The sequence below is a fragment of the Sphingomonas melonis genome (assembly GCF_013409985.1).
In the GTDB taxonomy this organism is placed as follows: Bacteria; Pseudomonadota; Alphaproteobacteria; order Sphingomonadales; family Sphingomonadaceae; genus Sphingomonas; species Sphingomonas melonis_A.
The window spans coordinates 590,720-605,605 of the sequence record NZ_JACCBY010000001.1; the positions used below are offsets into that span (position 1 = coordinate 590,720).

Consider the following 14,886-nt stretch of genomic DNA (forward strand, 5'->3'; position numbering starts at 1 on the left):
CGGACTTGTTCCGGGGTCCACCGGGCCGCAAGCGAATGGTTGCCCCTCAAACCCCGCTCCTCACCGCGGAGTGGACCCCGGAACAAGTCCGGGGTGACGGGTCTTTTGGGGCGATGTGTCGACAGGTGGGGACGTTCAGCCATCCGCATGGCGCAGTAGAGCGCGATATGGGCGTCCGCCGTCCGCTCCCACGGTGATGCGCTCCGCCACCGCGGCGCGGGAGGCGGGTGGCTATATGCGCGATTGGGGCGGGTGGTTCACTGCTATGCCCAGGCTGTTCAGGCGGGACGGCTTTCTCACCCATTCCGTCGCCCCGGACGTGGTCCGGGGTCCACCGGGCCGCGGGGGAGTGGTCGCCCCTCAAGCCCCGCTCCTCGCCGCGGAGTGGACCCCGGACCAAGTCCGGAGTGACGGGTCTTTCGGGGCGGTGTGTCGACCGGCAGCGACGTTCAGCCACCCAGTATGTCGCGGTAGAGCGCGATATAGGCGTCCGCCATCCGCTCGACGGTGAAGCGCTCCGCCACCGCGGCGCGGCAGGCGGCGCGGTCGATCTCGGGCAGGCGGGCGACCGCGGCGATCGCCTCGTCGACGCTGTTCACCAGGAAGCCGGTGACGCCATGGTCGATCAGCTCGGGCATCGAGCCGCGGTTGATCGCGATCACCGGCGTGCCGCAGGCCATCGCCTCGATCACCGACAGGCCGAACGGCTCGTCGAAGTTGATGAGGTGGAGCAAGGCCGCCGCCTTGCCGAGCGCGGCGGTGCGCTCGGAGCCGCCGACCGCGCCGGGGTGGCGGATGTGCTCGCCGAGGTGGGGCACGACAGCGCGCTCGTAATAGCCCTGATCCTGCACGATGCCGTACATGGCGAGGTCGCGACCGGTCGCCTGCGCGACCGCGATCGCCTCGGCGGCGCCCTTGTCGGGATGCATGCGGCCGAAGAACAGCAGGTCGTCGCTGCCCGCGGCATCGAAGGGGAAATCGTCGAGGACGATGCCGTGGTGGACCGTCGCAGCATAGCGGAGCTGCGGCGATCGGTCGGCGTCGCTGATCGCGACATAATGCACGCGGTCCTGATAGGGCTGGTACATCGGCAGGATACGGTCCGACGAAAAGCCGTGGATCGTCGTGACCATCGGCGTCGCCACCAGATGCGAGAAGGCGTGGGCGGGAAAATCGGCCTGGTTGTGGATCAGGTCGAACTCGCCGGCGCGTTCGAACAGATGCGCGAGGTGGCGGAATTCCCAGACCTTGGCATCGATGCTCGGGTCTTCCGAATAGGGTGCCGGCACCACCGCGGCGAGCGTGCCGGCGGTGAGGCTGTCCTGCGTCGCGAACAGGGTCACGTCGACGCCGCGCGCGACAAGCGCCTCGGTGAGCAGGCTGGTGACCAATTCCCACGGGCCATAGTGGCGCGGCGGAGTGCGCCACGAAATGGGGGCGAGCATCGCGATCTTCATGATGCGGACTTAGCGGGTTACGCGCAGGATGATAGCTTCGTCGGGGCGCAGCAGACCGGCGTCGCCGCGACCCGGCAAGGTGCTGAGCAGCACGTCGCCGGCAGGCAATGTCACCGGCTGCGGCGTCGCGCCGAGGTTGAGCGCGACGACGATCCGCTCGTCGCCATGACGGCGCTCGTAGGCGAGCACGTCGCCCGCCGCCTCGATCAGCGCGAAGTCGCCGATCGCGAGCGCGTCATGCTTGCGGCGCAGGTTGAGCAGGTCGCGGTGCAGCGTCAGCATCGATTGCGGGTCGCTGCTCTGCGCCGCGACGTTGCGCGTCGGCCAGTCGGAGTTAAGCGGCAGCCACGGTTCGGCGGTCGAGAAGCCGGCGTGGGCGCTGGCGTTCCACGGCATTGGCGTGCGCACCGGATCGCGGCCGAGGCCGAGGCCGGGTTCGCGCAGCTCGCGCGGGTCCTGCACGCGGTCCGCGGGAATGGCGACGTCGGAAAGGCCGATCTCGTCGCCGTAATAGAGCGTGGGCGTGCCGCGCAGCGTCAGCAGCAGCACCGCCGCGACGCGCGCCTGCGCGGCCCCGACGCGGGTGGCGATGCGCGGGCGATCGTGGTTGCCGAGCACCCAGTTCGGCCAGCCGCCCGCCGGCAACGCCGCTTCATAGTCGGCGATCAGTCCGGCGAGATGACGCGCATCCCATTTCGCGTCGATGAGCTGGAAGTTGAAGGGCAGATGTACTTCGGGTGCGTCGAGCCCGTAATACTGCATCAGCCGCTCGACCGGCAGATAGATCTCGCCGATCAGCACGCGGTCGCCGGGATAGGAGTCCGCGATCGCGCGCATCTCGGCGGCGATGGCATGGACCTCGGGCTGGTCGGTCGAGTGGAGCTGGAGCACGGCGTGCATCTCGCCCATCTCGACGCGATAGTCGGGGTTGGCGGGATTGTCGGGGAAGCCGGCGTGCTTGACCATGTGCCAGAGCACGTCGATGCGGAAGCCGTCGACGCCGCGGTCGAACCAGAAGCGCAGCGCGTCCATCATCGCACGGCGAAGATCGGGGTTGCGCCAGTTGAGGTCGGCCTGTTCCTTGAGGAAGGCGTGGTAATAATATTGGCCGGTGGCGGCGTCATATTCCCACGCGGAGCCGCCGAAATCGCTGATCCAATTGTTCGGCGGGCCGCCATCGGGGGCGGGATCGCGCCAGATATACCAGTCGCGCTTGGGATTGTCGCGCGACGACCGGCTCTCCTGGAACCAGGGATGATCGGTCGAACTGTGATTGGGGACGAAGTCGAGCAGCAGCTTCAGCCCGCGCGCATGCGCGGCGGCGAGCAGGCTGTCGAAATCGGCGAGCGTGCCGAAGCGCGGGTCGATCCCGCAATAATCGGCGACGTCATAGCCGAAGTCGCGCATCGGCGAGGGGAAGATCGGCGAGATCCAGATTGCATCGACGCCGAGTGCGACGAGATGGTCGAGCCGCGCCTCGATCCCCTTGAGGTCGCCGATGCCGTCGCCGTCGCTGTCCTGGAACGAGCGCGGGTAGATCTGGTAGATCGTCCCCGAGCGCCACCACGTCATGCGAACAGCTCCTTGGGCAGCCGGGTCATGCGGCAGGCGAGGTCGGCCTCGCCGCTGGCGACCAGATAATCGTCGCCGGTATCGACCAGGCCGGTCGAGAACACCACCGGGGTCGGCAGATACATCTGGTGGGCGATCGGCGCGGTGAGCGCGGGGTTCGCTTCGAGCAGCGGCGTCTCGTCCTCGATGCGCAGGATGTGCGCGGGATCGTCGCGGTCGAGCAGCGCCCAGAAGCTGCGGTAGATGCCGACGCTCTCGCGCGCCTCGACGCCGTGATAGATCATCAGCCAGCCGTCGCGGGTCAGCACCGGCTGGGTGCCGCCGCCGATCTTCATCGCCGATGGCGAGCCCTTGCGCGCGCGCAGCCCCGGCGCGTCGAGCGGCTTCCAGTGCAGCGCATCGGGGCTCTGGGCGAAGTTGATCGACGGGCCGCCGACATAAGGGCTGTCGGGCGGATAGGCGAAATAGACCTCGCCGAGCGGGCGGGTGAGCGCCATGAACTTGTCCGCGACCAGCCCTTCGAACAGGATCATGTCCTTGTTCTGGTGATCGAGGACGATCCCTTCGAGCGTGTAGTGCAGCCCGTCGCGCGAGGTGTGAAGCGTGGTGCAATGCCGCTCGGCGCCGACCGAACAGGTGGTCATGTACCAGATGTCGCCGATGCGGGTGATGCGGGCGTCCTCGACCCCATAGCATTGGTAGCCGGCGGCGGGTTCGATCGCCGCGTCGTAATGGACCGTGACGATCCGCTCGCCCGCCGCGTCCAGCTCGACCGGCAGCAGCCACGACAGCGAGGTGAGCGCGAGGATGCGGTGGCGGCTGCCCTTGAGCTCGAACTGGCGCGGGTCGGTCATGTCGACCTGGGTCATCGGCCAGGCGTCGAGGACATAGCCTTGCGGCGTCCAGCGGATCGCATGGGCGTGGCCGTCGCGCACCGGCTCTGACAGCGCCTCGGCGATGCGGACCATCAGCAGCAGATTGCCGTTGGGCAGGCGGGTGAAGCCCGGGTTGAACGCGCCGAGCACATAGGTCGGCACGGCTATCCCGCGACGCAGCGGCGAGCGGGTGAGATCGACATGGTCGGGGGTGAAGATCAGCGCGTCGTGCATGGGGGTTTTAGCGCGGGGAGCGGGGAGTGGTTCCATTACAAGAATCCTCCCCCGCCAGGGGGAGGGGGACCGCCACGCGTCAGCGTGGTGGTGGAGGGGGAGGACACGGGACGTCTTGAGAACGAGGCTCCCGCCGTATCCTCCCCCTCCGTCAGCGCTTCGCGCTGCCACCTCCCCCTGGCGGGGGAGGATTTGGCGGATCAGAACGCCGCGGTCACCGCGAATACGACCTGGCTCGCCGCGATGCTGCTGCCGTTCTTGGTCGAGGAGAAGTTCGGCTGGAGATACGCCGCCTGCCGCTTGGTGATGTCGGTATCGACATAGGCGACGCCGAGCGTCAGCGGCGTGCCCTTGATCGCGTAATCGGCACCGAGCAGCCAGTCCCAATATTCGCCGGTCGGCGCGGCCGAGGTGCCGTTGGGGCCAAGCCCCGAATTGCCCTTCGAATAGCCGATATGCGCCTTGGCGGTCAGCGGCGTGGTCGGGATCGCGCTGGCGAAATCGCCCCACAGGTAGAGGTTGTCGTTCTTCTTGCCGGGATTGTCGTAGATGCCGGTCTGCGCCGAGGCGCCGCTGTTGTACCATTTGCCGAGCGCCTGCTGCTTGGGCGCATAGGCCACGCCGGCGAGCAGGTTGACCGGGCCGATCGTGCCCGACAGCTTGGCATAGGGTTCGGCGAAGTCGGTCTTCGACGCGCCGCCTGGATACATGTACCAGGTCAGCCCGACGTCGAGCGCGCCGCCGCCGATCGCATGCTTGTAGCCGCCGATCAGGTCGAGCTCCATGTTGGAGCCGCCGAACGTGCCCCAGCCGGCAAGGTTCGACGCCCAGACGCCGCCGTAGACGCCGCTTTCATGCGCGACGGTGATGCCACCCTGCACCGCCATTTCCTTGTCGGTCTGGGAGACGCCGCGCAGGCGATAGTCGGACGCGAGCGCCACGCTGCCGGTGACGGTGACCGGCTTGGGCGGTGCGGTATCCTGCGCCATGGCAGGGAGCGCGGTAACGGCGGCGAGCGTCGCCGCTGCGAGCAGACAATATTTCATGGGACCCCTTTCGACTGGCTGGAGGTCCCTCCTGCGTCCGGGCCGCCGGCGCGCTCGCTCCGCGGCAGCGGACGGGCGCCAGTCTTTCCCTGACACCCATTCGCTACCGCAGCATTATGGCCAAAAAGTTGCCTTTCTGTAACGAAACATTGCTACGCGTGGATCAGTGGGCGAGTGCGGCGGTCTTGCCACGCGCGCCGAGCAGCTCGACGACATCGCCTGCGGCGCGGCGTCGCTGGAACCAATCCTTGATCAGCTCGGCGCAGGTGTGATCCACCGTCGACAGGTCGGTCACGTCGAGCCGCACCGGCGTGCCCGCAGGCGCACGTTCCAGTGTGTCCGACAGCTTCGGGAGCGACACGAAGGTCGCCGCGCCCGACAGGTTGATCGCATGCGCGCCGCCCTGCGGCCCCTCCGACACCTTGAGGCCGAGCCGCTTGAGGTGCGGCACCAGCTCCAGGATCGACAGACCGATGCCGACGAGCACGCCGGTCAGCAGATCCTCGACCACCACGGTGACGAGCGTCGCCAGCCAGATGAAGGCAGGCAGCGGGCCGTAATGCGAGAAGAGGTGGCGGGCATGGGCAAGGCTGACGAGGCGCCAGCCGGTGATGACGAGGATCGCACCGAGCGCCGCCATCGGAATCTCGCGCAGCACCCAGGGCAGCAGCGCGACGAAGCCGAGGATCCAGATGCCGTGGAAGATGGTCGACAGGCGCGTGGTCGCGCCGGCCTGGACGTTGGCCGAGGAGCGGACGATGACGCCGGTCATCGGCAGCGCGCCGGCGAGGCCGCAGAGCAGGTTGCCGACGCCCTGTGCGCGCAGTTCCTTGTTGTAGTTGGTGCGGGCGCCATCGTGCATGCGGTCGACCGCGGCGGCGGACAGCAAGGTCTCGGCGCTGGCGATGAAGGCGATGGCGAGCGATGCGGCGATGATCGAGGGGTCGGCCCATTTGGCGACCATGCCGACGCCGGGGAAGCTGACCGCACCGGCGATCGATTCGGGGACGTTGACGCGCGCGACGTCGAGGCCAAAGGCGAGCGCGACGAACGTGCCGGTGAGCACGCCGACGAGCGCGCCCGGCACCAGCCGCAGCGAGGCAGGGCGGAACTTCTCCCAGCCGAGCATCGCGGCGATGGTCAGCATGCCGATGCCGAACGCGATCTCGGTCGCGGCGATGTTGCTCGGCGACAGGCCGAACAGCCGACCCGGCGCGGCGGCGAGGTTCTGAAGGCCGCTCGGCAGCGGCTTGGCGTCGAACAGCACGTGGAACTGGCCGACGACGATCAGCACGCCGATGCCGGCGAGCATGCCGTGGACGACGGCGGGGGAGATCGCGCGGAACCAGCCGCCCAGCTTGGCGATGCCGGCGACGACCTGGATCAGCCCGGCAAGGACGAGGATCGGCCCCAACGCGGACAGGCCCTGGTCGCGGACCAGCTCGAAGACGACGACGGCGAGGCCCGCGGCGGGGCCGCTGACCTGCAACGGCGATCCCGCCAGCGCACCGACGACGATGCCGCCGATGATCCCGGTGATGAGTCCTTTTTCGGCGGGCACGCCGGAGGCGACCGCGATCCCCATGCACAGCGGCATGGCGACGAGGAAGACGACGATCGAGGCGGTGAGGTCACGCGTGATGACCGGGCCGCTCGGCAGCAGGGCGCGCAGGTTGCTCATTCCGCGGCCGCCATGAATTCGACGTCGGAGGCCTGGCGCGGCGCGGCCGGCTGGGCGACGGGGAAGTCGCCACCCTCGTCGAGCGGGCGGAAGCGTCCGGTCGTGCCGTCGAGCGCCAGCACGGTGCCGTCGTGGATGTCGACGAACCAGCCGTGCAGCGCGATCTTGCCCTGCGCGATGCCGGCAGCGACCGAGGGGTGGGTGCGCAGATGCGCAAGCTGGGCGACGACATTCTCGAGGCTGAGCGCGCGGATACGCTCGGCATCGGTGAGATCGGGATAGGTCTGGTCGACGATCTGCCGCGCGGCGGCGCCGTGCTTGAGCCAGTTGGCGACCGTCGGGATGGCGGCGAGCGCGGCGGGATCGCCGGCGAGGCCCTTCATCGCGCCGCAGTCGGAATGACCGCAGACGATGATGTCGTTCACGCCGAGGACCGCGACCGCATATTCGACCGTGGCGGAGACTCCGCCGGTCTGCAGCGCGAACGGGGGCACGATGTTGCCGGCGTTGCGGCAGACGAACAGGTCGCCCGGCTGCGCCTGCATGATATGCTCCGGCACGATCCGGGAATCGGCGCAGGAGATCATCAGCGCCTTGGGACTCTGCCCCTGCGACAGCGTCGAATAGAGCGCGTGCTGGCCGTGGAAGACCGTCTTACCGAAACTGACTACGCGTCCGAGCAACTCGTTCACGGGCTATCCTCCCGGTCTCGGCGGGAGCCGGACCATCGGAAACACTAGCGTAACGAACTTGCCCGAACGCGACGCGGGTGTTTTAAAGTGTTGCCGGGGAACGTTTTTCTGAACCTTCGTCACTCTGGCTTTCGCCGGGATAACGAAGGACGTGCGATCATCGCGGCAGGGAGATCGCCGCGCGCAGGCCGCCTTCGGGGCGGTTGGACAGAGTCAGCACGCCGCCCTCCTGCTCGACGATCCGGCCGACGATCGGCAGCCCCAGCCCGAACCCGACCGTATCGCGCGGCCGCGACGTGTCGAGCCGGACGAAGGGTTCGAGCACGCTGCGCAACTGGTCCTCGGGAATGCCGGCGCCATCGTCCTCGACGATCATCGTGACGCCCGCGGTGTCGCTTTCCAGCCGCAGGACGACGTTGCCGGCATAATGGAGCGCATTCTCGATCAGATTGCCGAGCGCGCGCTTGAGCGCAACCGGGCGCACGGTCACCTCGCAATGCGCCGGCCCGTCATAGATGCCGGACAGGCCGCGATCCTCGACATCGTCGATCAACGTCGCGCAGAGCACCGCGACATCGGTCAGCACCGGCGTTTCGGGGTCGCTGCCGCCGCCGAGGAAGGCGAGCAGCGAATTCACCATCGCCTCCATCTCGCCGATGTCGCGCTGGATCGCGGCGCGCGTCGTCTCGTCCTCCACCGCATCGGCGCGCAGCCGCAGCCGGTGCAACGGCGTGCGCAGATCGTGACCGACCGCGGCGAGCGCCTGCGTGCGGTCGACGATTAGCCGCTGGATGCGTGCGGCCATGCGGTTGAAGGCGGCGACGACGCGGCGCACCTCGCCGGGGCCGGCTTCCGGAATCGGGTCGTGCTCGGCGTCGCCCAGCGTTTCGGCGGCGATGGCGAGCTGCCGCATCGGGCGCAGCGCACGGCGGATCAGAAGCCCGCCGATCACCATCAACGCCAGCGCCGGGATCAGCGCGAGCAGGATGCGTTCGGTGGCGAGTTCGAGATTGTGCAGCGGTTCGAGGGTACGGAAATAGAGCCAGCTGTTGTCGGGCAGCCGCAGCCCGCCGGTGACCACCGAACTGCGCCCCGGCGAGGTGAGCTTGAGCCGCAGGTCGCTGGCGGCGAGCGACGGCTCCCATTCGATCACCTGATGGCGCATCCCGTCGAGCGCGGGGGCGATCGGCGGCGGCGGCGGCAGGTCGCGCTGCCAGTGGAGCGCATAGCGTTCGGTGGTGAGGTCCTCCGCCATCGCATCGCGCCGCTCGGGCGGCTGTTCGGCGATGAGCCGGCGGGCGATGACGAGATGCTCCGCCAGCCGCCGTGCCTCGTCGTCGCGGACCGCGAACTGGCTGGCGCGCTCGTAGAGGATCGTGCTGACGCCGAATTCGATGACCATCGTCAGCAGCAGGATGGCGACGATCTGGCCGATCAGGCCGATCGAGGGGCGGACGAAGCGTTTCATGGGCGGGTGCGCAAGGATCGGGCTGCCTGCCCCGATCGACCCGTCACCCCGGACTTGGTCCGGCGTCCACTGTTCCACACACTCAGCGGCTTGACGGTATGCGGAACGGTGGACCCCGGAACGAGTCCGGGGTGACGGCGTGGGTGGGGCAGGGGCGCGCGCGCCACCACGCCAGCCGTCACCGGCGCGTCACCTCGGTGTTGAGCATATAGCCGACGCCGCGGACGGTGATGATCGGTGCGTCCTTGCCGGCGCTCGACAATTTGCGGCGCAGGCGGCTGATCAGCACGTCGATGCTGCGGTCCGAACTGTCACCCAGTCGCGTGCGCGACAATTCGATCAGCCGTTCGCGCGCGATGACGCGGCCGGCATGTTCGGCGAGGCTGACGAGCAGGTCGAATTCCGCGCCGGTCAGGTCGACCACCGCACCGGTCGGCGAGGTCAGCTCGCGGCGCGGCAGCGTCACCTGCCAGCCGTCGAAGGTCAGCACCCCCTCCTCGCGCTCGCCGGGGCGGCGTTCGAGCTGGCCGCGGCGGAGCACGGCGCGGATGCGCGCGATCAGCTCGCGGCTGCCGAACGGCTTGGCGATATAGTCGTCGGCGCCGAGCTCGAGGCCGACGACGCGGTCGGTCTCGCTGCCCTTGGCGCTGATGAAGATGATCGGAACTTCGCTCTTCTGGCGCAGCGCACGGCACAGGTCGATGCCGCTGGTGCCGGGGAGCATGATGTCGAGCAGGATCAGGTCGACCGGCCCGGACTCCAGCGCGAGCCACATCTCGGGCGCGGCGGAGGCGGGACGGACGAGATAACCGTTTTCCTGCAAGGCTCTGGTGGTCAGGGTGCGGAGGGCGGGATCGTCCTCTACCAGGAGGATGGTGGGGGCGGTCATGGCGCGAGAGGTAGGCAAGCGGGCCGGAGCGGTCAACCGCGCGCCCGCCGCACCCGCCGATCAGTCCGCCGCGACCGGACCATGCCCGCCCTTCGGCCGCCGCGTGAACCAGACGATCACCACCATCGCCGCGCACAGCCACGCCGAGACGCGGAACAGGTCGGTCGAGGCGAGCAGATAGGCCTGGCCGACCATCTGGCGGGTGATCGCCGCGGCGGCCTGCGTCGAGGTGGCGCCCATCTTCTGCAAGGTCTCGGTCGCCATCTGCAACGGCATGCCCTGGCCGATCGCTTCGGCGAGGCGGCTCTGGTGGATCGCCTCGCGCCGGTCCCAGGCGGTGGTGATGATCGAGGCGGCGAACGATCCTGCGACGATCCGCGCGAAATTCGAGATGCCGGTCGCCGAGGGGATGCGCGGCGGCGCGATGCCGTCGAGCAGGATGGTGACCATCGCGAGGAAGAAGATGCTCATCGCGATCCCCTGCACCAGCAGCGGCAGCATGAAGTCGAACACCGTCGCGCCGGTGACGAGATTGGAGCGCATCCAATATGACACGGCGAAGGCCAGGAAGGAGATGGTCGCGAGGATGCGCGCGTCGACCTTGCCCGACAGGCGCGCGGCAAGCGGCGAGATGAGCACCGCGACCACGCCGCTCGGCGCGGCGATCAGGCCCGCCCAGGTCGCGGTATAGCCGAGCTGCGTCTGCAGCCAGAGCGGCAGGATCAGCGTGTTGGCGAAGAACACCGCATAGCCGAGGCAGAAGGCGAGCGTGCCGATCGCGAAATTGCGGTTGGCGAACAGCGACAGGTCGACCGCGGGATTGGCGTCGGTCAGTTCCCAGATGATCCACGCGACGAACCCGACCGCCGCGACGACGGCGAGCACGCAGATTGCCGGATCGTTGAACCAGTCGGCATTCTTGCCGAGGTCGAGCATGATCTGGAGCGAGCCGACCCAGAGGACGAGCAGCATCAGCCCGACGGTGTCGATCGGCAGCTTGCGCGTCGGCGTCTCGCGGCTCTTGAGGCCGTTCCAGCAGACCAGCGTCGTGAAGATGCCGAACGGGATGTTGATCAGGAAGATCCAGCTCCAATGGTAATTGTCGCTGATATAGCCGCCGAGGATCGGCCCCATCACCGGCCCGACCAAGGTCGTCATCGACCAGACGCCGAGCGCGGTCGAGCGTTTGTCGGGCGGGAAGATCGAGATGAGCAGCGCCTGGCTGCCCGGCATCATCGGCCCCGAACAGGCGCCTTGCAGGATGCGGAAGACGATCAGCGAGGGCAGGTCCCAGGCGATGCCGCACAGGAACGAGGCGACGGTGAACGCCGCCACCGCGGTGCAGAAGGTGCGCACGACGCCGAACCGGCCCATCAGCCAGCCGGTCAACGGCACCGCGACGCCGTTGGCGACCGCAAAGGCGGTGATCACCCAGGTCGAATTGTCGGACGAGACGCCGAGATTGCCCGCGATCGTCGGCAGCGACACGTTGGCGATCGTGCTGTCGAGCACCATCATGAACGTGCCGAGCGCGAGCGCGAAGGCGATCAGCGCACGCTTGCCGCCGACGAGCGGGGCGGGGCCTTGGGCTTGGGTGGGGACGGCCATCAGATGGTGTTCCGGGGTGGCGGTGCGCCCTCACCCTTCCGCGGCTGCGCCGCTCCCTCCCTCTCCCGGCGGGGGAGGGAAGAGACGCCGCAGGCGGCAAAGGGTGAGGACGACGCGGGCGTCAACGATTGGCGGCGATGATCTGGCGGATGCGCGCCTCGACCGCGGGGTCGCTGCCGTCGCCGGGGCGGCCGGCATAGGCCTGCGCCGCGGGCTTGCCGAGCAGCGCACCGGAGCGGTTGGCGGTATCGACCGTCGTGTTGACCGACAGGCCGACGCGCAGCGGATGCTGGTTCAGCTCGCGCGGGTCGAGGCCGATGCGCACCGGGACGCGCTGGACGATCTTGATCCAGTTGCCGCTGGCGTTCTGCGGCGGCAGCAGCGCGAAGGCATTGCCCGACCCGGCACCGACGCCGATGACATGGCCGTGGAAGACCACGTCGTCGCCGTACATGTCGGCGGTCACCGTTGCCGGCTGGCCGATGCGCAGGTCCTTGAGCTGCGTCTCGCGGAAATTGGCGTCGACCCACACCTTGGCCAGCGGCACCACCGCCATCAGCGGCGTGCCGGCGGCGACCTGCTGGCCGATCTGCACGGTGCGCTGCGCGACGACGCCGTCGATCGGGGCGACGATATGCATGTGGCTGCGCGTGATCGCGGCGCGGCGATAGGCGGCGACCGCGGCGAGCACCGCCGGGTTGGTGCTGGTATCGGTGCCCTGCACGGTCGAGCGCGACTGCGCCTGCTGGCTGCGGGCGAGGTTGAGGTTGGCGCGCGCGACCTTCACCGCGTCGGCGGCGTGCGCGAGTTCCTCACCCGAGATCGCACCTTGTGCGGCGGCGCCCTGGCGGCGCGCGTAATCGGCGGTGGCGGCGGAGAGCTGCGCCTGCGCCTGGACGACGGCGGCGCCGCTTTCGCTGACCTTGCTGATGTCGGCGCGGGTGGCGCGGACGGCGCGGGCGAGGTCGGCTTCGGCCGAGGCGAGCGCGACGTCGGCGGTGGCGGGATCGAGGTCGAGCAGCGGCGCGCCGGCCTTCACCGTCTGCGTATTGTCGGCGTAGATCGCGGTGATCTGGCCGGGATCGCGCGCGGTGATCGCGACGACGTCGCCGGCGACATAGGCGTCGTCGGTTTCCTGTTCGGGCTTCGCGAGCAGGAAGTGGAAGACCGCCCAGACGATCAGCGCGACCACGACGATCACGGCGAGGATCAGGAAGCCGCGGCGGCGGGCGCGCGGCTTGCCGCCCTCGGCAGCTGGCTGGGGCGTGGGGGCGGACGCTTGCGTGTCGGTCATCGGCGGGGTTCCTGGGAGGAGGAGAAGCCGCCGCCGAGCGCCAGCACCAGCGCGACGCGCTGGCGGGCCGCATCGGCGGCGAGATTGGCTTGCGTCAGTTCGGCGTCGAGCAGGCGGACGTCGTTGTCGACGAGGTCGAGCTTGCTATCGAGGCCGCTGGCGACGCGGATCGCATTGAGGCGGTTGGTTTCGCCAAAGCCGCGCACGACCTCGGCGGTGCGGGCGCGCTGCTCGGCGAGGTTGGCGACGAGCGCGATCCCATCGGCCGCGTCGCGCACCGCGCCGAGCACGCGGTCGTTATAGTCGGCGGTGGCGAGGTCGAGCGCGGCGGTGGCGCCGGCGAGGTCCGCCTTCAACCGGCCATTGTCGAACAGCGGCAGGTGGATGGCGGGACCGGCGCCGGCGGTGCCGGCGTCGAGGCTGACCAGATTGCCGAGGCCGATCGCCTGGAAACCGGCGAGCGCGGTCAGGTTGACGTTGGGATAGAAGGCGCGGCGCGCGACCTGGCGGCCGGCGGCGGCAGCCTCGATCCGCGCCTGCGCCGCGGCGATGTCGGGGCGGCGGGCGAGCAGGTCGGCGGGCACCTGCGCAGGCAGCGGCAGCGCCGCGTCGAGGCGCAGCGTCGCCGGCTGGATCGCCGCGGCATAGTCCGGACCGCGGCCGGCGAGCGCGGCGAGCGCGTTGGTCGCCACCGCGCGCGCGCCGTTGGCGCGGAGCAGGGCGGTCTGTGCCTGCGCCAGCAGCGTCTGCGCCGCGGTCGCCTGCAGATTGCTGGCGAGGCGGTTGCGGATGCGGATATTGACGAGGCGCAGCGAGTCCTGTCGCGTCGCGATCGTGCGGCGGGCGATCGTCGCCTCCGCCTCGGCGCGGGCAAGGTCGATATAGGTCTGCGCGACCGCACCGGCGATGGCGAGCCGCGCGGCGGCGAGATCGAGCGCGGCGGCGCGGGCCGAGGCGCGCGCGCCGGTGATCGCCGCCTTCTGCCGGCCGAACAGGTCGAGGTTCCAGGTGAGATTGGCCTGCGCCTGACCGACGAAGCGCACCGACCCGCCATAGGGCGGCGGGATGATGTAGCGGCCGGACAGGCGCTGGAGCTGCTCGTTGGCGTCGAGCGTCACGTCGGGGCCGGTGTCGGCGCGGCGGCTGGAGAGGACCGCCTGCGCCTGGGCGATGCGGGCGAGCGCGGCGTCGAGCGTCGGATTGCCGGCGGTGGCGTCGGCGACGATCCGGTCGAGCTGCGGGTCACCGAAGCCCGTCCACCAATCGTCGGCGATCGCCGGCGCGGCGCTGGCGGCGAGGCCGAGCGACGCCGGCGCCACCGGGGCGACCGCAGGGGGCGTGTTGGGGACGGCGCAGGCGCTCGCGAGGAGCAGCGCGAGAGGGGAGAAGTTCGCTATCTTCACGCAAAGACGCCTTCGTCGGGGGTCTGTTGGACGGTGTCGCGGAGCCGTTGGAGGAGGCGGATCAAGTCCGTAATATCCTTTTCATCCCAATCACTTAACCAATGATTCCAGACGCGGATCACGGCCGCGTTGACCTGTTCGGCGATGCGCGTGCCGGTCGCCGTCACGGCGAGGCGGACGACGCGGCGATCCTCGTCGCCGTCGCGGTCGCGCACCACCCAGCCGCGCTCTTCGAGCGTGTCGACCAGCCGGGTCGTCGCGCCCTTGTCGTGGCCGATGTCGCGCGCGATCTCGGCGCAGGTGCCGGCGCGCTGGAAGTGGAGCGCGAGCAGCGCGCTCCATTGCGTCTTGGTGATGCCGGCGGCGGCGAAGATCGGTTCCAGCGACGCAGAGCCGAGCTGCTCCGACCGGCGCAGCAGATAGCCGATCGACTGTTCGGGAACGAAATTCGACTCGGAGTAATATCCCATGTCGCTGCTTTGGCAATGGTTGCCGTGGCAGTCAATCGAATGTTGCGAAATGTTTCTTCGGGGGCGGTTTTGCACGGGGCAGGGCTTGCCGCGCGCGAACGGGCGGCGCGTGGAGGCGCCGGTGGGGCAGGCGGCACCGTAGCGGATGCAATTCCGTCGCCCGACAGGGGAGGCATTATGGTTTTCAGGTGCTAACC

At 69.3% G+C, this 14,886-nt stretch carries 12 protein-coding genes; all 12 read right to left on the reverse strand.

Annotation, left to right across the window (positions count from 1 at the left end):
* Window positions 1–449: 449 nt before the first annotated feature.
* The 12 genes from HD841_RS03000 to HD841_RS03055 all read right to left on the reverse strand — a co-directional run bounded on the left by HD841_RS03000 (window position 450) and on the right by HD841_RS03055 (window position 14,689).
* The gene (locus HD841_RS03000; RefSeq protein WP_179507386.1) at window positions 450–1,457 is read right to left on the reverse strand and encodes a glycosyltransferase family 4 protein; all 1,008 of its coding nucleotides are present in this window, start codon (window positions 1,455–1,457) and stop codon (window positions 450–452) included.
* A gap of 9 nt (window positions 1,458–1,466) precedes the next feature.
* The gene (locus HD841_RS03005) at window positions 1,467–3,029 is read right to left on the reverse strand and encodes an alpha-amylase family glycosyl hydrolase (RefSeq protein ID WP_179507387.1); all 1,563 of its coding nucleotides are present in this window, start codon (window positions 3,027–3,029) and stop codon (window positions 1,467–1,469) included.
* Complete coding sequence (locus HD841_RS03010; protein ID WP_179507388.1) at window positions 3,026–4,138, reverse strand: glycoside hydrolase family 130 protein; 1,113 nt, start codon at window positions 4,136–4,138, stop codon at window positions 3,026–3,028. Before HD841_RS03010 ends, HD841_RS03005 begins: the two co-directional genes overlap by 4 nt.
* A 200-nt stretch (window positions 4,139–4,338) precedes the next feature.
* Entirely contained in the window at window positions 4,339–5,184 is an 846-nt protein-coding gene (locus HD841_RS03015; RefSeq protein WP_179507389.1) for a TorF family putative porin, read from the reverse strand.
* 163 nt (window positions 5,185–5,347) lie between these two features.
* A complete protein-coding gene (locus HD841_RS03020) occupies window positions 5,348–6,865 on the reverse strand; it encodes a SulP family inorganic anion transporter (RefSeq protein WP_179507390.1) in 1,518 nt (505 codons plus the stop codon).
* A complete protein-coding gene (locus HD841_RS03025; RefSeq protein ID WP_179507391.1) occupies window positions 6,862–7,557 on the reverse strand; it encodes a carbonic anhydrase in 696 nt (231 codons plus the stop codon). Before HD841_RS03025 ends, HD841_RS03020 begins: the two co-directional genes overlap by 4 nt.
* 157 nt (window positions 7,558–7,714) lie before the next feature.
* Window positions 7,715–9,025: an ATP-binding protein gene (locus HD841_RS03030; RefSeq protein WP_179507392.1), complete on the reverse strand. Its 1,311-nt coding sequence runs from the start codon at window positions 9,023–9,025 to the stop codon at window positions 7,715–7,717.
* Window positions 9,026–9,203: 178 nt separating this feature from the next.
* The gene (locus HD841_RS03035) at window positions 9,204–9,914 is read right to left on the reverse strand and encodes a response regulator (RefSeq protein WP_179507393.1); all 711 of its coding nucleotides are present in this window, start codon (window positions 9,912–9,914) and stop codon (window positions 9,204–9,206) included.
* A 60-nt stretch (window positions 9,915–9,974) separates the two neighbouring features.
* Window positions 9,975–11,522, reverse strand: a complete 1,548-nt coding sequence (locus HD841_RS03040) for a DHA2 family efflux MFS transporter permease subunit (protein WP_179507394.1) — start codon at window positions 11,520–11,522, stop codon at window positions 9,975–9,977.
* A gap of 121 nt (window positions 11,523–11,643) precedes the next feature.
* The gene (locus tag HD841_RS03045; protein ID WP_179507395.1) at window positions 11,644–12,816 is read right to left on the reverse strand and encodes an efflux RND transporter periplasmic adaptor subunit; all 1,173 of its coding nucleotides are present in this window, start codon (window positions 12,814–12,816) and stop codon (window positions 11,644–11,646) included.
* Complete coding sequence (locus HD841_RS03050) at window positions 12,813–14,213, reverse strand: efflux transporter outer membrane subunit (RefSeq protein ID WP_179508074.1); 1,401 nt, start codon at window positions 14,211–14,213, stop codon at window positions 12,813–12,815. The genes HD841_RS03045 and HD841_RS03050 overlap by 4 nt, the downstream gene beginning before the upstream one ends.
* Before the next feature lie 2 nt (window positions 14,214–14,215).
* A complete protein-coding gene (locus tag HD841_RS03055) occupies window positions 14,216–14,689 on the reverse strand; it encodes a MarR family winged helix-turn-helix transcriptional regulator (protein WP_179507396.1) in 474 nt (157 codons plus the stop codon).
* Window positions 14,690–14,886 lie beyond the last annotated feature (197 nt).

Excerpts from the sequence above, each read along its gene's own strand:
- HD841_RS03020 (WP_179507390.1), bottom strand. The coding sequence starts at position 6,865 with ATGAGCAACCTGCGCGCCCTGCTGCCGAGCGGCCCGGTCATCACGCGT.
- HD841_RS03005 (WP_179507387.1), bottom strand. The coding sequence starts at position 3,029 with ATGACGTGGTGGCGCTCGGGGACGATCTACCAGATCTACCCGCGCTCG.
- HD841_RS03045 (WP_179507395.1), bottom strand. The coding sequence starts at position 12,816 with ATGACCGACACGCAAGCGTCCGCCCCCACGCCCCAGCCAGCTGCCGAG.
- HD841_RS03040 (WP_179507394.1), bottom strand. The coding sequence starts at position 11,522 with ATGGCCGTCCCCACCCAAGCCCAAGGCCCCGCCCCGCTCGTCGGCGGC.
- HD841_RS03035 (WP_179507393.1), bottom strand. The coding sequence starts at position 9,914 with ATGACCGCCCCCACCATCCTCCTGGTAGAGGACGATCCCGCCCTCCGC.
- HD841_RS03010 (WP_179507388.1), bottom strand. The coding sequence starts at position 4,138 with ATGCACGACGCGCTGATCTTCACCCCCGACCATGTCGATCTCACCCGC.
- HD841_RS03015 (WP_179507389.1), bottom strand. The coding sequence starts at position 5,184 with ATGAAATATTGTCTGCTCGCAGCGGCGACGCTCGCCGCCGTTACCGCG.
- HD841_RS03000 (WP_179507386.1), bottom strand. The coding sequence starts at position 1,457 with ATGAAGATCGCGATGCTCGCCCCCATTTCGTGGCGCACTCCGCCGCGC.
- HD841_RS03055 (WP_179507396.1), bottom strand. The coding sequence starts at position 14,689 with ATGGGATATTACTCCGAGTCGAATTTCGTTCCCGAACAGTCGATCGGC.
- HD841_RS03030 (WP_179507392.1), bottom strand. The coding sequence starts at position 9,025 with ATGAAACGCTTCGTCCGCCCCTCGATCGGCCTGATCGGCCAGATCGTC.